Raw genomic sequence first — 22,441 nt, 5'->3', positions numbered from 1 at the left:
CCAAGCCAATTCAAACAGTTCATGGCATTCGTAGAAATCCTCTTCTTCATTAAACAGATGCACAAACTCCCTGGTTATTTGATTCATAACGTCAAGATCCACATCCCACTCCGAGTACTGATTTCATTATATAAAAACAAGACACCTTCGCATATGGACGAAGGTGTTGCCAAGCCCGCTATCTTGGCTGTTGAGGATTCAAAGAAGGCATCTGATAAGGAATCCCCGGAGGCACAAACGGCGTTCCCTTTGCATCATAGAAAAATTGGGGCACATCCCCCACCATAACGATTGCCGCAATCGGGACCTGAGTTTGAATGTCAACCGGTTTGGTAACAAAAGGAATAATAACGTTCACCTGAACTTGCATTTCCAGTGTCAGCGAATACTTCGTTTGGTTAATCCCCGATGTCTCCGATGTTTGCACAATATCTGATTTTGCATTTCCCATGGGAACGATCGCAATGGGAATGGTCGGGCCGAAAGTGGCCAGGATCGTGGAGCGGAAAGCTTGCCCTACAGGCAACCGGATTTCCTGTTCTTGCAACATCTTCAGCACACTCTGCACCCGGCCTGTCGTCTGTGCCTTGATCCTGTTGGCTTCCACCATATTAAAAACTGCCGAACGGACTGCCCCCCGGTCATCTTTTATAAATTGAACGATTTGTTGGTAATCGGTCTCTTCCGCCACCTTCTTGGTAATGGCGTCATTAATCGCTTCCGTGGCAATCTTTCGGGTATAGTTTTCGGCAATCTTGACAAACACCGGTTGCAGGTTGTTCTCCAGAAACAGAAAAGATTGAATGGTCAGGAACATAACCAGAAATAAGGAAACTGCCAGGTATATCTTCCATCGTTTGACGGGCTTGCGCAGGCGCATGCGTCTTCTGCGGATCCTTCTCATCCGAAAACTTCTCATTACGCCTCTCTCCCTTCGGGTTCATTTTATGAACCGTTTGGGCCAGGCAGTACAAAAAGAAAAAAGCAGAAAAAAGAAAAGCAGCCGTTTAGTTGGCCGCTTCTTTCAACCCGAGACGAATGTCAGTCATATTGACTACTTCTTCATAAATGCAGGGAATTTCCAAATGCACCAATGTACCTCTGCCCAACTCGCTGGAAATGGAGACATGCCCACCCATTCTTTCAATCACCTGCTGGCAGATGGACAACCCGAGGCCCGGATGTTCCGGCTTTGTTGTTACGAAAGGATCCATAATAACAGGCAATATCTCCTTTGATATACCGGGTCCGTTATCGCGAACCGACAAAAACAGGGATTTGTTGGTGGTCTCTGCCGACAAACGGATCTCACCGCCTTGTCCCTCAAGGGCTTCCAGAGAATTCTGCACCAAACTTAACAATACCGACAACAATTCGTTCAGATCGCCAAAGAACTTCACGTTCTTTCGGGGGAGCTCGCAAATGATGCTCACGTTGTGGAGCAAGGCCAATTCCTGCAGTTTGGGCAATAGCGAGTGCAGAACGTCATGAATTTTTATAATTCGGTAATTTGTCTCTTGAGGACTTCCCAGCAAGACCAGATCACTGAGAATCTGCTCAATCTTTCGAACCTCCGAAAAAAGCAAGGGGAAAATATTCATGAACTTCTCGCTGTAATTTCGCTGGATGAGTCCCATTCCCATGAGCTTCTGCAGATCACGTTCAAATAATTGAAGAAATCCTTTTACAGTGGTCAAGGGGTTCCGGATCTCATGCACCGCCCCTGCCGCCATGCTGGCTATAGCCGCCATTTTTTCCGCATGAACGATTTCTTTCTGAACAGTACAGAATTCGGTGTAAACTTGAAAAATCAGAAGGGTGCCCACCTTTTGTCCCATAACCATCAAAGGGGAGATTTCTGCCATAAGGGACACCGCCCCTTCAGCCAATGGGAATTCAAGACGTCCGATATTTACCTGAGACTCCTCGGCATGGACTTGTCGGATTCGAACCACGTCCAAGTCGGAAAACAGCTCTGTAACCAACCGTTGCTGCCACTGCTCCCTATCAATTTGAAGGATATCCAGGGCATACCGGTTGATATGCCGGATCCGATCCCCCATGTCCAGCACAATGACCCCTGACTTGATTCGATCGAGTATCTCATCCGAGAATATTCCCCAAGAAATCATCTCTAACGGTACGCCCCTTTAATTCATCAGATCACCCTAAAACACACCCTTCTCTCAATTAGATATATTTCGGCATTTTCCTGCAAAACCTTCCAAAATTTTTCCTGACATTTAATTTCACAGTCGGATTTTGACGAATTTGCGCTTGCCAACCTGTAGAATCATACCGTCTTCCAGATGTACCCGGGCATCGACATTGTCCACTTTTTCCTGGTTGATTTTCACTCCGCCCTGTAAAACCATGCGTCTGGCTTCCCCGTTGGAAGGGCAGAGTTTCGTGTCGGTCAACAGTTTCACAATCCAATAATCCCCTGGCTCCAATCGGACTTCCGGGATATCTTCCGGAATGGCACCCTGTTGAAAAACCGTTTTAAAATGCTCTTCAGCTGCACGGGCCGCTTCTTCCCCGTGGTAGCGTGCCACGATAGTGCGTGCAAGGCGCATTTTGGCATCACGAGGATGGAGAGTGCCATCGGCAAGTCCCTTGCGAATCTTACCCAATTCATCGACTGTAACGTCGGTAACCAGTTCGTAATACTTAACCATCAACTCATCGGGAATCGACATGGTTTTCCCGTATTGTTCATTGGGAGGTTCATTAATGCCAATATAGTTGCCAAGAGATTTGGACATCTTCTGAACGCCGTCTATCCCTTCAAGAATCGGCATCATGATCGCAATTTGCTGCTCCTGGCCATACTCTTTCTGCAGCATCCGGCCCATAAGCAGATTGAATTTCTGATCGGTGCCCCCCAACTCCACATCCGCCTCCATGGCCACGGAATCGTATCCTTGCATCAGCGGGTACAAAAACTCATGAAGGGAGATGGGCAGATTGGTGGAGTAGCGTTTCTGAAAATCTTCCCGTTCCAGCATGCGGGCCACCGTCATAGTGGATGTAAGCCTGACCACATCCTTGAAGGTCAAAGGGGCCAACCAGGAAGAGTTGTACAGAATCTCAGTTTTCTCGGGATCCAAAACCTTGAATGCCTGTTCCGCATATGTTTTGGCGTTTTCAAGAACTTCCTCCCGGGTCAGTTGCTTCCGCGTTTCCGATTTACCCGTCGGATCCCCGATCATCCCGGTAAAATCCCCAATCAACAGTTGCACACGGTGTCCAAGATTTTGAAATTGACGCATCTTGTTCAGCACAACCGTGTGGCCCAATGTCAAATCCGCACCTGAAGGGTCAACCCCCAGTTTGACGATCAGCGGCTTATTGGTTGTGAGTGATCGCCGAAGCTTCTTGATCAGTTCATCCTCCGGAACGATCTCCGCTGTCCCCTGTCGGATGACCGTCAATTGTCTTTGCAGTTCCTGTTCCACTTTAGGGTCTCTCTGTTCTACCGTTTCACTCATTCTTTTGCCCCCGTCCCATTCTATAAAAATAACCCCCCCAAGGCGCAACGCCTGCGGAAAGGAGCTCCTGTTTACCCAAAAAATAGTGCTGCCTGTATGATTTTGTTGCTGATGTATAAATTATCATATGCCGACAAGTGTTGTCAAAACGGGTCGAACCAGGTCTCTTAAACTATTTCCAATTCTGGTATAATGGAGGAAATTAAGGGGGAACTCTGATGACAAAAGAGGAAAAACAGACAAAACCGGACAAAACGACCCGTTCTTCTAAACATAAAAACAGGAAACTTTACACCAGGATCAAGATAACGGTTCTCTCTTTCTTGATCCTGGGCATCCTTGGCATGTTGGGGGGTGCGGGATTCGCCTATTACCTTGTAAAAGATGCACCGGAGTTTAATCCGCAATCCTTTTCCAATCTTGCTTCCACCACCAACGTGTATGACCGGAACGGCGAATTCCTCGGTTCCATGCAGACAGACGGAAACAGGGAATTGATCAAGAGCCTGAATGAAGTGTCCCCTCACGTGACAAACGCCTTCATTGCGGCGGAGGACAAGAACTTCAGAAACCATTTCGGAATCAACCCCTTGGCCATCATACGCGCATTGTACCAGAATTTCATCAAAGGCGGAGTTGTGTCAGGAGCCAGCACCATAACCCAACAAACTGTAAAGCTTGTGATGTTTCCCGCTCAGGAACAGACACTCAAAAGGAAAGCTCAGGAAGCTTATTTGGCCTTGCAAGTGGAAAAGTTCATGACCAAAGACGAGATCATGGTTCACTACCTGAATTGGATTTATTTTGGCAAATCGGGATACAACAATGTTTACGGCATTAAGGCAGCATCGATGGCTTTTTTCGGCAAGGATCCCAAAGAATTGAATCTGGCACAGGCTGCCCTGCTGGCGGCCATGCTCAACAATCCCAGCAAATACAATCCTTATACAAGGCTTGACAAGGCGCTGGAGTATCAGGACTATGTCCTGAAGGAAATGCTTCAGGCAGGAGTGATCTCCGAATCTGATTATAGGGAAGCCCGTGCTTTCGACATTCGATCCTCCATTGTCAAACCGAAGATTACCGTAACTGGATATGGCAGCTATCCGTTTGTTATATCGGAAGTGGAACAGCGGGCGGCTGAAAAGCTGCTTACAGTGGTCAAATATGACAGCGTGGACGACGCAAGACAGGCATTGTTCAAAGGCGGGTACAAAGTGTACACCACGATTGACCGTCAAATGCAGGATGCAGTGGAAGAGGTCCTCGGGAACGACAAGAATTTTCTGCCCAATGTGACCTATACTTCCAAAACCGGCAAAAAAATAGAAAATGCAATGCAACAGGCAGGGGCATCCCTGGTGGACAACAGCACCGGTGCCGTCTTGGCCATCGGCGGCGGCCGTGATTACAAACGGGACCAGAACAACCATACCACACTTCCGCGACAGCCCGGTTCCACCATCAAACCGCTGGCAGTCTATGCCCCGGCTGTGGAAAAAAAATGCTGTCCCCCGGCTCTGTTATTGATGACGTTCCAATAGCTCTGCAACTCCCCGGACGTACTCATTATCCGATGAATTGGGACATGCAGTTTCACGGTTTCGTGACTGTCAGAAAAGCGCTTCAGCAGTCGTACAATATTCCGGCGCTGAAGACCATGCAAATGATCCAGCCCCATGTCGCACTTGAATATGCAAGAAAAATGGGCTTGTCCAATCTGAAGAAAGAAGATGAAAATCTGGGTGCGGCCATTGGCGGACTTACATATGGCTTGACGGTGGAGGAAGCCACCAGCGCATTTACCACTTTTCCCAACGCAGGTGTTTGGAAGGAGTCACACCTGATTACAAAGATTGTGGACCGAAACGGGAAAGTGATTTATCAGCACAAGCCCAAGGAAACAAGAGTGTTCTCGCCGCAAACCACCTATGTTCTGACGGATATGATGAAAGACATTGTGCAAGTCGGTACTGCAGGCCCGATCGGAGCCCATTTCCCCGGAAAGGCCATTGCTGGAAAAACGGGGACCACCGACTACAACACAGACGCCTGGTTCGTTGGATTCACTCCAAATGTCACGCTGGGCATTTGGCTTGGGTATGACATTCCCAAACCGATGCACGATTCGGAAGGCGTAAGAGCCCTGAACTTGTGGAACCAGATCATGGATCGTGTCTACAAGAAGTTCCCCCAACAGGGGGAATTCCCTGGGATGCCAGGGGGAATCATCCGGTCAGAATTCTGTACCAAATCGGGCAAAATCCCAACGGATCTCTGCCGGGCCGCGAACACAGTCTCTTCCGACCTGTTTGTAGCGGGAACGGAACCGAAAGAACCATGCGATGTTCATGTCAAAGTGAAATATGCAGAGATTAATGGCAAGAAATATATGGTGGATGACAAGGTGACAGCTCTTGGCGGTGTCGTAAAGGAAGGCATCTTTATAAAGCGGGAGCCGTATACCCTTCCTTACAATAACCCCAAATACAAGCCGTTGGATGCCGACCTTGAATTGCCGGAGGAATTCGGGAAGGACGATAAGGATAAGAACAAGAATGACAATTCGCCTTCGGTATTGGGGTTAAAGGTCATGGAAAGCAGACTGGATGCGATCACCATCGGTTGGGAGCCGGTTCAGGGAGCGGAAGGATACGTGGTACTCCGGGCCACTTCTCCGGCTGGACCTTTTGCCGTATTGTCAGAGCTGGTTACAACGAACTCCTATAAAGATACTGCTGTTCAAGCGGGAACCACATACTATTACCAGATATCGGTCATTGCAAACGGATCGATTCAGCCAGCCAAGGATGCCCTTGAAGCGGTGCCGGGAATGCTTGGTGGAGGGAAGTTGCAGCCTCCGACTGGTGTAACGGTCGTGAGCACTCCGGTCGGTATAACCGTTTCTTGGCAGCCGGCAGCAGGAGCCACACAGTATTTGGTGTACAGAAGTTACGACGGTTCTTCCTTCGAGCTCATCACTGTCGTATCCGGAACCGGTTATCAGGATGTGACAGCACAAGGATCCAATGTGTGGTACAAAGTGTCTGCCAAAAATGAGGCAGAGCAATCTGCAATGTCTGCGCCTGTCAAAGCAGGGTCAGGCACACAAGGGGACAGCCTGTCCGCACCCTTGCTCACGGCGGAGAAGACGGAGTCTGGAAACGTCCAACTCTCTTGGAATTCCGTACCGGGTGCGGTACGTTACCAGATTGAACGCCATTCCGGATCTTCTTGGCAGGAAATTACCGAAGTAACCGGTACTCAATACACGGATACGGAATTAAACCAGAACACGGCCTACTCCTACAGGGTCTATGCAGTGAATGCGACAGGCCAGAAATCACCGGTTTCAAATGTGGTAAAGGTACAACCGTAATAAATCCGGATCGCACAGGGAAAAACAAACGGCTTGGCGCCAATCCGCCAAGCCGTTTGTTTTGATTCCCAAAACTATTTGAGACTTACAATTGTGACACCGGTATGACCTTCTCCGTGTTCCCCGATACGGAAAGAACGTACCTGTGGATGATTTCTCAGGAATTCGTGCACTCCTGCCCGCAGGGCTCCCGTGCCTTTTCCGTGAATGATGGATACCTGAGCCAGCCCCGCCATGATGGCATTATCCAGATAACGGTCAATTTCATAAGCGGCTTCTTCAATTGTGAATCCCCGTAAGTCCAGTTCCAAACGGGTGGGTCCCTCCGATTGGCGTTTGACAAGACCGCGGGTATCCTGCAGGTTCTTCTTTACTTCCACCTTTTCCAGATCGGCAAGTTTGATTTTCATCTTCATGGAGCCGATTTGCACAAACGCCTCCCCCTTCCCGACCTCAAGAACGGTTCCCTTCTGATTGAGCGTAAGAACCTGAACAGTGTCTCCAGGCAGTATTTCTTTGGCGGCAGCCGCTTTCCGCTGAACCCGTCTTTCCCGGCGAGTCGGGGCGGCATTCTCCAGCTGCTTGCGCAGTTCGATCAGTTGGTGCTCCTTGAACGTTCCCTGCTCCTGTTGGCGAATTTTGCGCAATTCCTGAATAATTTCCTGTGCTTCACGCTCCGCTTTTTTCACGATCTCACGAGCCTCTTCCTCCGCCCGCTCGACCAAACGGTCAAGACCCATCAGGAATTGCTCCCGTTCCTTCTCAAACTCAAGGCGCAAGGCCTCCATCTCTTTCCGAAGCGCTTCCGCTTCCCGCCTCTCCCTTTCCGCCTGCAGCTGGTTGGTTTCCAGGCGACGGATCAACTCATCCACCTGAATGTCTTCCGTGTTCATCCGTGACTTGGCATCCTCGATAATTTCCCTGCGAAGACCCAAACGCTCCGAAATGGCAAATGCGTTGGAACGGCCCGGAACCCCGATCAGCAGACGATAGGTGGGACGCAGGCTATCCACATCAAACTCTACCGATGCATTGATCGCCTCTTTCTGCGAAAATGCATACGCTTTTAATTCACTGTAGTGAGTGGTAGCGACGGTTTTGGCTCCCCGCTTCCGCAGGAAATCAAGGATCGCCTGTGCCAGAGCGGCTCCTTCCGCCGGATCCGTTCCTGCACCCAATTCGTCAAGCAGCACCAATGAACGGACGTCCGCCCGTTCCAGAATTTGCACAATATTGGTCATATGGCTGGAAAAAGTGGACAGACTTTGTTCGATGCTTTGTTCATCTCCAATATCAGCAAACACTTCATCGAATGTCGACACTTCGCTGCCGTCCTCCGCCGGTACATGAAGCCCGGACATAGCCATCAAGGCAAACAACCCCACGGTTTTCAGCGTGACGGTTTTCCCGCCCGTATTTGGGCCGGTAATAACGAGCAAACTGTATTCATCCCCAAGACGAATATCGACAGGAACCGCAACATTTCTGTCAAGCAGCGGATGAACCGCCTTTTTCAGATAGATCCTTCCCTCATCATTGACTTTGGGGTTGCTGGCTTTCATTTCATGGGCCAGATGAGCTTTCGCAAAGATAAAGTCAATCTCGGCCAGAGCGGACAACCCCGCCTGCAGCTGTTCCGATTCGTTGCCAACCAATACGGACAGCCTGGCCAGGATTTTGTCCACTTCCCGCTGTTCCCTGACTTCCAGTTCACGCAGGAAATTGTTTAACTGCACAACAGCAGCCGGCTCAATAAACAGAGTGGCTCCCGACGAAGACTGGTCGTGTACGATTCCATTAAAAGAGCCTTTGTATTCGGCTTTGATCGGGATGCAGTAGCGGTCATTGCGGATCGTGACAATTGCTTCCTGCATCATCTTTTGCATGCCGGAATTCCGCAGAAGCGAGTCCAGCTTGTCCTTAATCCTGGCCTGGGTTTGCCGCATTTCCTGGCGGATATTCTTTAAGTCGGGGGATGCATGGTCCACGATCTCCGCATTGCTGTCGATCGCCGATCGGATCTCTTCTTCCAGCGGACGAAGCTCAAAAAGTTCCTCCGCCAACTCTCGTAATGTGGGTATCGGATGTTCATCAGCAATATCAAGCAGGAATTTGCGAAGGCGGCGGCTTGCCATGATTGTGTCAGCCACATCCAGCAGTTCCTGAGAATTCAGAGTACCGCCGACAGCCGACCTTTTGACCGGCTGGCGTATATCACGAATCCCTCCCAAAGGAATTAAACCCTTGAGCCGGAATACCAGTCGGCCTTCTTCGGTGGCAGCCAAAGCCTTTCTTACTTCATCAACCGTAGCGAGAGGCTGCAATTGTGCGGTTCTTTCTTTCCCCATGTAAGTGCTGGCCTGTTGAACCGCTTTCTCAACGATCTTATGATATTCGAGCACCCGGAGCACTCGTTGATTCATGATTTTTCCTCCTGTAGCAACATTTCTCTGCGATAGGACCCGACTGAAACGGAGACACTATTTGCGAGTCGGATCTTCATCTATTGTAACCGAAAGGAGGCTGAAGGTGTATGGGAATCCTGATCAGGTTTCTAGTATCTGCCATCGTCTTGATGTTCGTCAGCTTTCTGGTGCCGGGCTTCAGGGGGCTTACATTTCTGAGCGCTCTCCTGGCTGCCGCTGTCATTGCAGTATTGGGATGGGCGGTTGAGCGATTGTTCGGCAGAGAGGTTTCTCCCTTCGCCAGGGGAATCGTCGGATTTTTGTCGTCAGCAGTAGTCATTTATATAACTCAATGGTTTGTTCCAGGCATGCGGGTCACGATTCTCGGAGCGCTGCTTGCTTCACTTGTCATCGGCATAATTGATTTGTTTGTGCCGGGCAATGTGGTGCGGCGGGGAACCTTCGGGAACAACCGGAACCGAGAGGGGAACCGGTGATCTGGATCATGGAGGGCTCGGGAGTTTTCCCGAGCCCTTTGGTTTGAGCACCGCTATTTCATTCAGGGGCGGTTGGATTCAAGGTCTTTTCGGCAAAAAGACTGCTTCAGTCCTTGTCTGAAACAGTCACAAAGTTGGTGCTATCTTGCAAACAAAAGCTTGCTGAGTCCTGTGTTTAAAAATGCGGATGCAATTTGAGATTCCTGCAAAGCCGTATGAATGGTGTCGACGGGAACATACGCCCCCAAATTGACCAGAATGACCAACACCAACACTCCGATCAACAGGCCAAGAAGCAAGCCGGATATCCGATTGAGAAACGAAAGGCCGGGGAGTGATACAAAAAGGTCAACCACATGTCCCGCTAACCTGGTCAGAATCAAAACCACGAGAAAGACCAAAGCAAATGAAAGCATACCATACCCGGTTTGCCATAGGGTCTGAGTCATCACATTCCCTAACGGCCAATCCGTATTCCCCCCTGCTGCGGTTGAAGCGGATTCCCCCAGCACACTTTCAAGCCAAAGCGAGACATCGGAACTGAATGCTTTTGCAGCCCAATAAGCGGCGAATACCCCGACAAACCGGACAATCTGCATCACCAGACCGGTTGAATACCCGTTCCATGCAAAAAACATCAGAATGGCTATCAGAATCAGGTCAGCAACTGTCACAAATCGTATCTCCCTTAAGACCGTTCCTGGGAACGCTCCATCAGCTTCAACAACTCTTCGTATTCCTGGCGCAGACGCAAATATTCATCGGCAATATTGACCGCAGCCAATACTGCAAGCCGATTCAGATCCAACCGGGGATTCGACTGTGCAATTTCACGCATCTTGTCATCCACAAGGCCGGCTACCAGCCTCATGTGTTGAACGGATGCCCTGCCCCTTAATTGGTACTCGTGACCGTATATGTCAACACGAATTCGATTATTGTCCTCTTTCTGCAAGGGCTCGCCCCCTTTGACTCCGTCTCTATTATGTTCGCTTCAGAAAGAGTAAACTCCTGCAACAGAAGGATCCATCACGGTGAGGCGCAGGGATCCCGGAAATCCATCGAATTAGGCCCGGAGTTCGGCTTGGAAACCTTGCTTGAGCGCCTCCACCACGCGATTGTGACGCGCCTGAACCTCTTCATCCGTCAACGTTCTGTCTTCAGCCCGGTATACAATCGAGAAAGCAACCGACTTCTTGCCAGCCTCCACCTGTTCCCCTTGGTAGACATCAAACAGGCGGACTTCCTCCAGAAGATCCCCCGCAGACTCACGAATGGTCAGCTCCAGCGAGCCCGCCGGCACATCCAAAGGCACCACTACGGCAATATCCCGTTCAATGGCGGGGAATTTCGGGAGCGGCCGGAACTCGATTTTCCGTTGGGCCGTTTCATAAAGTGCTTGGAAATCCAGCTCAAAATAAAATGTTTCCTTCAAATCCCATGCTTCCTGAACGGCAGGATGGAGAGCTCCAAGAAACCCAATGGCCACTCCTTTGCTTTCCACCAGGGCAGTCCGGCCCGGATGCATACCCGTTTCGGATGCCGGTGCGTATTTGGGGTTTGGAATGCCCAAACAAACAAGCAGTGTTTCCACTATCCCCTTGACTGTGTAGAAATCGACCTTTCTGCCCTTCTCTCCAACCGCCAGCGGACCGAATGACCCTGTGACAATCCCTGCAACTTTCAGAACTTCTTCCGGCTGCTCCACCGCAGGCAGTTGTTTTGGGAAAAAGACGGTTCCCAGTTCGAACAGGGCCAGATCCATATTTTTACGATTCAGATTGTACTGGACCACTTCCACCAAACTTGGCAGCAGTGTCGTACGAAGCACTTTCCGATCATCCGACATCGGGAGGGCCAACGGCAACTGCTTCCTGAGCGCCGAATTCTCGTCCACCCCCAACGGCTCAAGCCACGTCGGATTGGTAAAGCTGTAGGTCATCACTTCGGACAATCCCATTCCAGTCAAGAGTTCCCGAACGGTCCGGCGCAATCTTTGTTTGTCGGTCAGGCCCCCTTGGGACAACACCCCCTGCGGCATGGTGGTGCCAATCTTGTCATACCCGTGCAGCCTTGCCACTTCTTCAATCAAGTCGATTTCCCGTGTAATGTCAGGTCTCCGGGAGGGGACAACCACTTCCAAATTGTCCTCATCCTTCCTCGATGATGCAAACCCCAACCTTGCAAGGAGATCCTCGATTGTTGCGATCTCAAGATCTGATCCAATCACCTGGTTGGTTCGACTCACGCGAAGTCCAATTGTCTGCTCGTGAACCGGATGGGAAACCACTGCTGAAGGTGCTCCCACAATCTGACCGCCTCCCAGTTCGGCAATCAAACTCGCAGCTCTAAGCAGCGCGTCCTGCATGATGGCAGGATCTATTCCCTTCTCAAAACGCAATTGCGCTTCTGAACGGAGCCCCAGTTTTTTACCCGTTTGACGGATGGTGCCAGGATCAAAATAGGCCGATTCAAGCACAATGTCTGTCGTCGAGTCACGCACCTCCGAGTTTTCTCCGCCCATGACTCCGGCAAGTCCCACAGCCCGTTTCGGATCTGCGATCACGAGCATCGACGAATCCAGTTTCCGTTCCTGACCGTCCAGGGTTACCAGCAATTCATTGTCTTCCGCCTGCCTCACCACAATCGTTGACTCGGTGATTTCGGACAGGTCAAATGCATGCAGCGGCTGGCCGTACTCAAACATCACATAATTGGTCACATCCACAATATTGTTGATTGGACGGACTCCCACAGCCAGCAAGCGCATCCGCATCCACAAAGGGGATTGTTTCACCTGAATTCCTTTGACGACTTGGGCCGAGTATTGAATACAGTTGGCCGATTCGATGCGAACCTTGACAGGTGATTCGCCATTACCCGCATTAGGTGTGCGAACGGCTTCCTCAAACCTGGGTTTCTTGCCGAGCAGCGCAGCCACTTCGTAGGCCACGCCCCGATAGCTCAAACAATCTGCCCGGTTCGGAGTCAGTTCCAGTTCCATTACCACATCATCAAGACCCAGTACATTCAGGATGGACTCCCCGACAGGAGCATCTTCAGGAAGGATATAGAGGCCTTCCGTCTGCTCTTTCGGCAGCAATCGGGTATCCATCCCCAATTCGCTTGCGGAACATAGCATCCCTTGGGACTCCACATCACGCAATTTGGCCCGTTTGATTTTGACCCCGCCCGGCAGTTCGGCTCCTACGACCGCACAGGGAACTTTCTGGCCGGGTTTTACGTTGGGTGCCCCGCATACAATCTGCAGCTTATCCGGCCCGCCCGCATCCACAGTGCAGACCCGCAAACGGTCCGCGTTTGGATGCGGTTCCGTGTGCAGCACATGACCGACTACTACATCCTTGATTCCCTTGTTTAAAGGCTCAATCACCTCAACGGGGATTCCGTGGTTGGTCAGGAGTTCCCCCAATTGTTCAGGGGTCATGTCAGGACCCAGGTCTATATATTCTTTCAGCCAATTATAAGATATTTTCATGATCGTCCCTCCTACCCGCGATTCGCGAATTGCTTCAGGAAGCGAGTGTCATTCACATAGAAGTGACGGATGTCGTCCACGCCGTACTTCAGCATGGCAATCCGCTCAATTCCCATACCGAATGCGAATCCGGTGTATTCCTCCGAGTCGTAACCCGCCATTTCAAGCACCCTGGGATGCACCATGCCGGCTCCCAGAATCTCGATCCATCCGGTATGTTTGCAGAGTCGGCATCCGTCCCCGTGGCACACATAGCAACTTACGTCCACTTCAGTGCTTGGTTCGGTGAACGGGAAGTAACTGGGGCGCAGACGAATCTGCTGTTCCGGTCCAAACATGCGGCGGGCAAATGTCAGCAGGATCCCTTTCAGATCGCTCATCCGGATATTGCGGTCCACCACCAGTCCTTCAATCTGGGTGAATGCATGGGAATGGGTCGCATCATCGTCATCCCTCCTGTATACCCGGCCAGGGGCAATAATTCGAACCGGAACGGCCCCTTTCTTCGCCTCAAGGGTGCGAACTTGGATGCCCGAGGTATGGGTTCTCATCAACAGTTCGTCGGTAATGTAAAATGTGTCCTGCATATCACGGGCAGAGTGATTTTTTGGCATATTTAACGCTTCGAAATTGTAATAGTCCGTTTCCACTTCAGGACCTTCCGCGATTTCAAATCCCAGGCCGAGGAAAATGTCCTCAATTTGTTGGATGACCCGGGTCAAGGGATGAAGTGTACCCACTGGCACCGTTCTCCCAGGCAAGGTCACGTCGATCGACTCCGATTGCAATTTCTGCTCCAATGCTTCCCTCTTGAATTGCCGCTCCTTGGCTTCATAAGCCCGCTCCAGCGCCCCTCTCACTTCATTCACCAGTTGACCGATAACCGGGCGCTCTTCTGGGGTCAATTGGCCCATTCCCCGCATAATGGAAGTGAATTCACTCTTCTTGCCCAAGTACTGCACTTTCCATTCGTTCAATTCATTCTGGTCGGAACACTTGGCCAACTCGGCCAGTGCCTTGTCTTTAAGCTCTTGCAGTTGTTCTCTCATGTCGATCCTCCTCGGTATTGCACTTAACAAGTGTTACATTCAACCAAGGGCTCCCACCGCCCGGAACTGCAACCGCCATCGGTGTCGTTATTTCATCACTCCGGGGGATCTGGACCCGCATTGAGGCACTAGGTGCCGTTATTCCTCCATTCCAGGTGGTCTGGCTCCGAATAGCGGCGCTCTGTGCCGTTATTCCTCCATTCCAGGTGATCTGACTCCGAATAGCGGTACTCTGTGCCGTTGAGTCAGCAGGTAGTTCACAATAGCGGCACTGGGGGCCGTTAAGTCAGCAGGTGGTTCACAATAGCGGCACTGGGGGCCGTTAAGTCAGCAGGTGGTTCACAATAACGGTACTCCGTGCCGTTATTTCCTCATCCCAAGCAGATTAACGAATTAACTCACCTGAATGCTGCCGTTGTTTAGACCCACACAAGGAAAAAAGATATTCCTTTCATTACCATAAAAAACAAAAAAACCCCTCGTCCGAAAGGGACGAAAGGTTCGATTCCAATCCGCGGTACCACCCTGATTAAGCAGACTGCCAGCACAAAATGCCTCTGCTTCGCTTCCTTCGGATAACGGGAATTCCCGGCCCGCCCTACAGGTGACGACTTTCACCGCAACATTTGGATGGCTAGGTTTAAGTGGCAACGTTCAGGCGGCAGCTACGGAGTGAACTTCCGGACAGTGTTCCTTAAAGATGCTTTCAGTCTACGGCATCTTCTCCCTGAAAGGCCCTGCTGTTCGTACTCTCTCCTGCATCGCTGTTCACAGTCATAAGTTTGCTACTTAGTATAGTACAGTCCGGCATGGAACGCAAGCCTCGGTAACTTGTTTGGTAACGTGTTGATAAGTGGCGTGTTTGATTGGGCATGTTTGACAAGTGGCCTGTTCAAGGGCTTGTCTCCCGCTTTCCCGTTGACTCCACAAATTTTGCGTGAAAAAAAATTTCCACACCAGCCACGATGAATCCTGTGATAATTGCAAAAGTCCAGGTGACACGCAAACCCGGAAACAGAAAATTGGCCAGATACACAACCAACGTCGCCATTGCAAAATCGGATGAGATGGCCACGATCTGATTGGTCATCCGGGGGAGAAACAGATCGGCCACGTATCCGACAATGGTTATGACTGTCCCCAACAACACGGCTTGCAGCAAGTTCATGACTCCAAACAAGGGAAAAAACAGACCCACAAACAATACAGCTGCAACCGTTCCGAGCCATTTTACGAGAAATGAGCCGATATGGCCGTACCGCACGGAATCATGCACCTCCTATGCGGTAGCTTGCCCGAATTACCTGGTATTAACCCAGATTCCAAAAGCAAAAGTCAGCAAGAAAGCCACGACAAATGTGATGACTACGAAAGATTTCGGGAACACTCGCGGCAGCAGAAGTATGTTTCGGATGTCGATGATCTGTCCGATTACCAGGAACCCCAGGAGCCCCCCATTTGTTGTGAGGCCCGCCAGGGAGCGGGCGACAAACCCATCGGCTGTAGAACACAATGACAACAGGGTGGCAAGACCCATCATAGCTAATACCGACCCTACCGGATGTTCTCCTATAGGTGAAAGTACTGCAGCAGGAACATAGGTCTGCAGGATCGCCGCAACGAAAGCGCTGATGACAACAAAACCCATTATCTCAAAAAACTCCGTCACCGTATGATTCGTAACCAAACCAAACACTTTCCGGAACGAACGATGGGTTCGGATCTCTATGGCTGCGGCCGTTTCTGTCAAGGGCAAAGTGACAGGGGATTCCTTGGAAACGTCTTCCGATTCCTTCCTTCGACGTTCCATCATCAGCAGCATCCAGCCAATGACTACTGCGATCCCAAACGTCGCCCCGGAACGGGCCCACATCATCGAGGCAGTCATGCCAAAGGCAACGTACGTGGACAGCATCGTAATCGGATTCAGCACGGGGGCCGCCAATGTAAACGACATGGCAACTGAGGCGGGAACCCCTTTTCGCATCAAGCTCCGGACTACCGGAACAGCCCCACAATCGCACACAGGTACAAACATTCCCAGAAACGTCGATGCAACCACTGCCAACGGCTTGTTTTTCGGGAGAAACCGCAGCATTTTTTCTTCGGTCACAAACTCATGAATCAGGGAAGAGAGAATCACACCCAGCAGAATGAACGGCAACGATTCAAGGACTATGGACAGAAAAATCGTTTGTGCTGACTGCCACATAATCAGTTGCCTCCCGCCGGGTTAAACCCAAATGGGTAAATGTACGGATCCTTGGGTTCTTCTATGATTTTGATTTCATGCGCCACCAGTACGGGCTTCTCTTCATACCCGTAGTACCAGCTGACCGGCACTTCTTCATCAATCTCTGGCGCTTTGCGGGTGGACAGGGTCGCATCAACCTCTACCCATGTGTCGTTCGGATATTTGCCAGCGTCCTGTGCTTCCACAGTCAATCCGACAGCCAGGACATCCGCGGCGCAATGAACCATCACATAGCGCACCAGAATCATCCGGTTTTCCGGCCAGCCGACAGGATGGTAAACAAACCCTATGTATCGGTATCTTTGATTAAAGTAATGCTCCGGGGCAATCAAGATGTTGTTCATCACTTCATACATGGTGACTTCCGAACCTGGTTCCGGCTTTGGCGGAAGCGGCATCCCCTCCACTTTGACTCTTGGCACAGAGGCCAGATCCACTGTTTTCACATTGGCCGGTTTGGGATTCATACCGCTGTTTAGCATAGCCGTTCCAAGGGATTGGGTGGGAACGGCAAGTCCAAGGATCACAGGCAGCAGCAGCACTCCCCACAGAATCCCGGGTTTGTCCTGATGATCATGGCCGTGACTGTGATTAGGATCATGCTCACACGAACAGTCATGATCTTTCGTTTTGACGTTCATCCAAACGTATATCGCCATAATGATCAGAACACCTGTTGAAATTTGAAGCAGCAAAGTAATGTGAGGAGCCACCAGTTTGCGGATCTCCCCCGTCCATAACAATTTCAACAACAGGACAACAAAAACGGTCAAGATCATGGCTTGCAGGAATCGCCCAATATTCAGGTTCAATCGATCCATTAGACACAAATCTCCTTGCAAACGTCTTCCCTTTAAACTTCAACAACCAGCCTAACAATCCTTTCTGCTAAAGAAAAGAAAAAACGCCTGAGGAAATCGTATCCACAGGCGAAGCAGTTATTGTTTGGTCAACCTTTGCCTCAGAGCTTCGTACAAAATCACACTGGATGCCACGGCCGCATTGAGGGACTCGGCTTTCCCCGGCATCGGCAGGGAAATCCACATGTCAATCATATGTCGAATTTCCTCGGAAATACCGTGCGCTTCAGAACCGATCACGATTGCGGCCGAACCTGACAGGTCGCTGGCGAAATGAGGGGATACTGCGTCGGTCGAAGTGCCTGTGACAGTCACCCTGTGTTGTTTCAATATGGGCAAAATGTCTGTCAACCGAACTTCCATAACAGGCAGATGGAACAGAGACCCCATGGTGGCGCGAACCACTTTCGGGTTATACAGATCCACGCTGCCTTCGCCGACGAACACACCATCTGCCCCCACAGCATCAGCGGAGCGGATCATTGTGCCAAGGTTTCCAGGGTCTTGGATATTGTCCAGCACCAGATACAGAGGTGTCTCCCGTCTGGAAATCAGCCCTTCCGGGTCATGGTGGAACTGATGTCCCACCGCAATCACCCCCTGGGGAGATTTGGTGTCTGACAGATGGTCAATGACCGCCTGTGTCACATGTATCAGTTCAATATTCAAGGAGTTCGCCAAATTCACAATCCGGTCCAACCGTCCTGTGGGCAGAAGCTCCTCCAGAACCAAAACGGTTTCCAGCGGGGCATCCGATTCCAGTGCATCTTCCACAAGCCGGATCCCTTCAATCAAAAATCGACCCGTCCTGTCCCGGAACTTCTTCTGATTCAGCGAAGCCCATTCCTTAACCCGATCGTTGCGGGTGGAGGTGATACGATCCAACTCCATCAACCTTTCCCTATGTAATGGCAGTCCATTTTTTATGCTTGTTCTTCCAACTCCTGCAGGTTGTCGTTCTTGCCGACCACCACCAGTATATCCCCTTGCTTAATCCTGTCATGGGCCATTGGGGAGATATTGATCTCATCACCGGTTTTGATTGCCATCACCGTGCAGCCGAACTTCCGGCGGATATCCGATTCGGCCAGAGTCTTCCCGACCATTTTTTCGTTGGCTACAATTTCAACCATGCTGTACTCCGGTGACAGTTCGATATAGTCCAGAATGTTGGGGGAGATCAGGTTATGGGCCACCCGGACTCCCATGTCTCGCTCCGGATATACCACTTTGTCAGCGCCGATTTTATGCAGAACCTTGCCGTGCAGTTCGTTTTGAGCTTTGACTACAATCTGTTTCACGCCCTGCTCTTTCAAGATCAGGGTGGTGAGGATCGATGCCTGAATATCCGCGCCGATTGCCACCACTACGACGTCAAAATTACGGATTCCCAGAGCCTTCAGCACATTCTCATCCGTTGAATCAGCAGTCACTGCGTGTGTTACAAAATCCACCGCATCCTGGACCCGGTCTTCATCCGAATCGATTCCCAACACCTCATATCCCATTTCATAAAGTGTTTTGGCAACACTGGTTCCAAACCGGCCCATGCCGATAATGGCGTATTGTTTCATCAAAGCAACCTCCTCAACCTACAAACAATTTCTCTTCCGGGTACTTGATCATCGCTTTTTGCTGTGCGCGCAGGGTCAGGGCCAGAGCCAGCGTGACGGGTCCCACCCGTCCTGCAAACATCATCAGCATTACAATAATTCGACCAAAGGGCGTCAATTCCGGTGTCAGATTCGTCGACAACCCCACTGTTCCAAATGCCGATGTGGCTTCAAACAACAACCTGATAAACTCCTTGTCTTCCGTCAGCGTCAAGGCAAAAGTGACTGTTACAAGCAAAATTGCCGAGATGACAGCCACCGCAAACGACTTATGGACGGTTCTCGGGTCCAGACGCTTTCGAAACGCAACTGTAGATTCTTTACCGGTAAGGATTGAAATGACATAAAGCAGGATCACGATGGTAGTGACAGTTTTGATGCCCCCACCGGTTGAACCTGGTGATGCGCCAATAAACATCAACAGGATGGTCCAAAGCAAGGAAGCATCGGTCAGAGAACCGTAATCGATTGTTGCATACCCCGCAGTCCTTGCGGTTGTTGACGCAAACATGGCGGCCAGAAGCTTTTCATTCCATGCCAAAGGCCCCAGTGTTTTCGGGTTGTTCATTTCGAGCAGATAATAGCCGATGGCTCCCGCAATTAGCAAGGTCGCGGTCATGGTAAGCACCAGCTTGGTATGTAGCGACAATTTCTCCGGCCGGGGCGCTTTCCAAACATCCACCATTACGGTAAAACCCAGACCTCCTAAAATAATGAGAATCATGACCACAATATTGACTGTCGGGTCTGTAACATAACCGGTCAAGCTTCTAAAATTGCCGAACAAATCGAAGCCCGCATTGCAGAAGGAGGAGATGGCATGGAAGATTCCGTAATAGATCGCACGATCCACGGGCATGTCCATGGAAAACCGAAACGCCAGAATGGCTGCAAAAAACAGCTCAATGGCAACCGTGATCAACACGATATTTCTGGCGAGGCGAATGACACCCTCCAGGGAGTTGACATTCAAAGCTTCCTGTATGACCAGCCTCTCCCGCAGCCCGATCCGTCTGCCGGTAAAAATAATGATAAATGTGGTGACCGTCATGAACCCAAGCCCCCCGATCTGGATCAGGGACAGGATGACCAATTGGCCGAACAGATTAAATTGGGTCAAAGTATCGACCACAACTAAACCCGTTACACAGGTAGCCGAGGTGGCCGTAAACAGCGCATCCAGAAAATTCAATCCCTCGCCGCTGTTAGAGGCAAAAGGAAGGCTCAGCAGAACTCCCCCGATCAGGATTAACGTCGCAAAACCGCCTGTCAGGATACGTGCGGGAGTAAACCATTTTTCCAAAGTCGTTTTCGCCATGAGGTTCCTCCTTGGTTCAATCGGGAAGCACACCTTGTAGAATGCCCAATATGGGAAATAATGAAACTAGCATACTCTTAACCCATTGAAGAAGCGACCCCTGGATTGGCTGTTTTTTGCAAATGAAAATTGACAAAAACTCCGTTTTTGAGGGTTTACCCTTCTCTTTCTTATTTAAGCAAAATTTTCCGCAATTACACATAATAATATCCGGTGGTGTCTGGATACCACCGGAAGCTGTTAGTGGTTTGGGCCGGCAATCCTATGCATTATTGTCCCGCAGCAACTCTTCAAATTTCTTTGCAGACAAAGGTTTGCTGAAAAAATACCCTTGTATGATGTCACACTGACACGAGCTTAAAAATTCGAACTGAGCCTCATTCTCTACACCTTCCGCGACCACTTCCAATTTTAACGTGTGGGCGAGAGCGATTACCGCTGCAACAATCGCCGCGTCATCCGAATTCGTGACTACGTCCTGAACCAGTGACTGATCGATTTTAATCGTATCAATCGGGAATTTTTTCAGATACATGAGAGAAGAATATCCGGCTCCGAAGTCGTCGATTGAAATGCGAACCCCCAACATCTGCAAGTTATGAAGAGTATCGATAATCTGTTCGAGATTATGCAGGGTGATGCTTTCGGAAATCTCCAGCTCCAGACAATTGGGAGCAAGTCCCGTTTCCTGCAATGCAGACACCACTGTCGCCACCAATTCGTCCTGGCGTAATTGCCGCACCGAGAGATTTACGCAGACTCGGTCAAGGGACAAATTTGCTTCCTGCCACTCCTTCATCTGCTTACAGGCTGTACGAAGCACCCATTCCCCGATTTGGGTGATCAATCCCGTCTCTTCCGCCAATGGGATAAATTCTGCCGGGGAGACCGGTCCCAATTCGGGATGCTGCCAGCGTATCAGGGCTTCGGCACCGACAATCCGACCGTCAAACGAGCCGACCAGCGGCTGGTAGCAGACTGTCAGTTCCTCCCGATCCACCGCCCTGTGCAAGTCGGTTTCCATCGCCAGTTTTTCCACCGCTTTCGCGTTCATGTCCGGTGTGTAAAACTGGTAGTGGTTGCCCCCTCTTTCCTTGGCGCGGTACATGGCCGCATCAGCGTTTTTGATAAGAGTTTCGATATCTGTGCCGTCAACTGGGTACAGGCTGATGCCAATGCTTGTATTCACGAAAAATTCATGGCCATCCAACACAAACGGCGGGAATAGGGCGTTGATGATCTTTCTCGCCACTTTGGCGGCATCCTTTTCTTCCGCAATATCGGGTATGATAACTGTAAATTCGTCGCCCCCCAACCGGGACAGCGTGTCGCCCTCGCGCAGGCATCCGGTGAGCCGTTCGGCTACGGCCTTCAGCAAAAGATCGCCAACTGCATGACCCAACGAGTCGTTAATGACTTTGAAACGATCCAGATCCAAAAATAAGACAGCCACCATTTGCCGGTTCCGGTTTGCATGGACCAACGCCTGGCTGAGACGGTCATGAAACAGCAGGCGATTCGGCAGACCGGTCAGACTGTCGTGATATGCGTGATACTTGATTTGCTCCTCATAACGCTTGCGTTCCGTAATGTCACTGAACACGGCGGCGTAATAAAGAGTTTTGCCGGATTCGTCCTTAATGGCGGAAATGGTTACCAGTTGAAGGTAAATTTCCCCATTTTTACGACGGTTCCAGATTTCTCCGCGCCAGTGTCCGCATTCATGGATGCAGGCCCACATGTTGACATAAAATTCGGCGTCATGTTTCCCTGAGTTCAAAATCCGCGGGTTTTTTCCAATGACTTCTTCAGGGCTGTATCCCGTTACCATGGAAAAAGCCGGATTCACCAACAGGATGGTGCCTTTTGCATCCGTAACCATGACCCCTTCCAGCGTGCTTTCAAACACGTCCGCCACCAGTCGCAGATGTTCATCCGACTGCTTGCTGCGGTTTTTTTCTGCAGCTTCCCGTTGGGCCTCAATCTGCTTCTGCAATTGTTTTAATTCCGCAATCAGTTGTTCCTTGCTTTTCATTTGATCTTCCATTCGGAACCCTCCCCCCGGCGGGATTCGGA

General features: G+C 50.5%; 17 protein-coding genes, 1 pseudogene and 1 other annotated feature. Of the genes and pseudogenes, 3 read left to right on the top strand and 15 right to left on the bottom strand.

Features of this window, described 5'->3' with window-relative positions; all coding sequences use genetic code 11:
* Positions 1–178: 178 nt before the first annotated feature.
* The 3 genes from yunB to tyrS all read right to left on the bottom strand — a co-directional run bounded on the left by yunB (position 179) and on the right by tyrS (position 3,491).
* The gene (gene yunB / locus EFBL_RS12165) at positions 179–919 is read right to left on the bottom strand and encodes a sporulation protein YunB (RefSeq protein ID WP_096182394.1); all 741 of its coding nucleotides are present in this window, start codon (positions 917–919) and stop codon (positions 179–181) included.
* An 88-nt stretch (positions 920–1,007) separates the two neighbouring features.
* Complete coding sequence (locus EFBL_RS12160) at positions 1,008–2,132, bottom strand: two-component system sensor histidine kinase NtrB (protein WP_096182393.1); 1,125 nt, start codon at positions 2,130–2,132, stop codon at positions 1,008–1,010.
* Positions 2,133–2,249: 117 nt separating this feature from the next.
* Complete coding sequence (gene tyrS / locus EFBL_RS12155; protein WP_096182392.1) at positions 2,250–3,491, bottom strand: tyrosine--tRNA ligase; 1,242 nt, start codon at positions 3,489–3,491, stop codon at positions 2,250–2,252.
* Between the two features lie 218 nt (positions 3,492–3,709).
* On the opposite strand from tyrS, the pseudogene EFBL_RS22085 reads away from it, so the two are divergent.
* Both EFBL_RS22085 and EFBL_RS22080 read left to right on the top strand, forming a co-directional pair.
* Positions 3,710–5,851, top strand: a pseudogene (locus tag EFBL_RS22085) (transglycosylase domain-containing protein); the annotation flags it as partial.
* A 32-nt stretch (positions 5,852–5,883) separates the two neighbouring features.
* Positions 5,884–6,870: a fibronectin type III domain-containing protein gene (locus EFBL_RS22080; protein WP_501161716.1), complete on the top strand. Its 987-nt coding sequence runs from the start codon at positions 5,884–5,886 to the stop codon at positions 6,868–6,870.
* A gap of 74 nt (positions 6,871–6,944) precedes the next feature.
* Here EFBL_RS22080 and EFBL_RS12140 read toward each other — a convergent pair whose 3' ends face one another.
* Positions 6,945–9,293: an endonuclease MutS2 gene (locus EFBL_RS12140; RefSeq protein ID WP_096182389.1), complete on the bottom strand. Its 2,349-nt coding sequence runs from the start codon at positions 9,291–9,293 to the stop codon at positions 6,945–6,947.
* Between the two features lie 110 nt (positions 9,294–9,403).
* On the opposite strand from EFBL_RS12140, the gene EFBL_RS12135 reads away from it, so the two are divergent.
* Entirely contained in the window at positions 9,404–9,772 is a 369-nt protein-coding gene (locus EFBL_RS12135) for a phage holin family protein (protein ID WP_096182388.1), read from the top strand.
* 140 nt (positions 9,773–9,912) lie between these two features.
* Here the strand turns inward: EFBL_RS12135 and EFBL_RS12130 are convergent, their stop codons facing one another.
* From EFBL_RS12130 to EFBL_RS12080, 11 genes are all read right to left on the bottom strand, one after another.
* Positions 9,913–10,446: a CvpA family protein gene (locus EFBL_RS12130; RefSeq protein ID WP_096182387.1), complete on the bottom strand. Its 534-nt coding sequence runs from the start codon at positions 10,444–10,446 to the stop codon at positions 9,913–9,915.
* Between the two features lie 14 nt (positions 10,447–10,460).
* Positions 10,461–10,727, bottom strand: coding sequence for a cell division protein ZapA (gene zapA, locus EFBL_RS12125; protein WP_096182386.1), 267 nt, complete (start codon positions 10,725–10,727; stop codon positions 10,461–10,463).
* Positions 10,728–10,838: 111 nt separating this feature from the next.
* Positions 10,839–13,271 carry a phenylalanine--tRNA ligase subunit beta gene (pheT, locus tag EFBL_RS12120; protein WP_096182385.1) on the bottom strand — a complete coding sequence of 811 codons (2,433 nt, stop codon included), beginning with the start codon at positions 13,269–13,271 and terminating at the stop codon, positions 10,839–10,841.
* 11 nt (positions 13,272–13,282) lie between these two features.
* Positions 13,283–14,320 (bottom strand): phenylalanine--tRNA ligase subunit alpha, encoded by a 1,038-nt coding sequence (gene pheS, locus EFBL_RS12115; protein WP_096182384.1) that lies wholly within the window; start codon positions 14,318–14,320, stop codon positions 13,283–13,285.
* Between the two features lie 485 nt (positions 14,321–14,805).
* Positions 14,806–15,091 (bottom strand) — a binding site (T-box leader).
* Positions 15,092–15,212: 121 nt separating this feature from the next.
* On the bottom strand, positions 15,213–15,584 hold the full coding sequence (locus tag EFBL_RS12110) for a DUF2512 family protein (RefSeq protein WP_165912711.1): 372 nt from the start codon (positions 15,582–15,584) through the stop codon (positions 15,213–15,215).
* A 36-nt stretch (positions 15,585–15,620) separates the two neighbouring features.
* Complete coding sequence (locus EFBL_RS12105; RefSeq protein ID WP_096182382.1) at positions 15,621–16,532, bottom strand: permease; 912 nt, start codon at positions 16,530–16,532, stop codon at positions 15,621–15,623.
* Positions 16,533–16,534: 2 nt separating this feature from the next.
* Positions 16,535–17,395: a TIGR03943 family putative permease subunit gene (locus EFBL_RS12100; RefSeq protein WP_096182381.1), complete on the bottom strand. Its 861-nt coding sequence runs from the start codon at positions 17,393–17,395 to the stop codon at positions 16,535–16,537.
* Between the two features lie 117 nt (positions 17,396–17,512).
* On the bottom strand, positions 17,513–18,325 hold the full coding sequence (locus EFBL_RS12095) for a TrmH family RNA methyltransferase (protein WP_096182380.1): 813 nt from the start codon (positions 18,323–18,325) through the stop codon (positions 17,513–17,515).
* A gap of 32 nt (positions 18,326–18,357) precedes the next feature.
* Entirely contained in the window at positions 18,358–19,008 is a 651-nt protein-coding gene (locus EFBL_RS12090; RefSeq protein WP_096182379.1) for a potassium channel family protein, read from the bottom strand.
* 13 nt (positions 19,009–19,021) lie between these two features.
* A complete protein-coding gene (locus EFBL_RS12085) occupies positions 19,022–20,365 on the bottom strand; it encodes a TrkH family potassium uptake protein (protein WP_096182378.1) in 1,344 nt (447 codons plus the stop codon).
* Positions 20,366–20,627: 262 nt separating this feature from the next.
* Positions 20,628–22,412: a putative bifunctional diguanylate cyclase/phosphodiesterase gene (locus tag EFBL_RS12080; RefSeq protein WP_096182377.1), complete on the bottom strand. Its 1,785-nt coding sequence runs from the start codon at positions 22,410–22,412 to the stop codon at positions 20,628–20,630.
* Between the last annotated feature and the right edge of the window lie 29 nt (positions 22,413–22,441).

The organism is Effusibacillus lacus (genome assembly GCF_002335525.1).
GTDB lineage: Bacteria > Bacillota > Bacilli > Tumebacillales > Effusibacillaceae > Effusibacillus > Effusibacillus lacus.
Note: the sequence above shows the minus strand (reverse complement) of the source record. Positions and strands in the feature narration are given on the sequence as shown.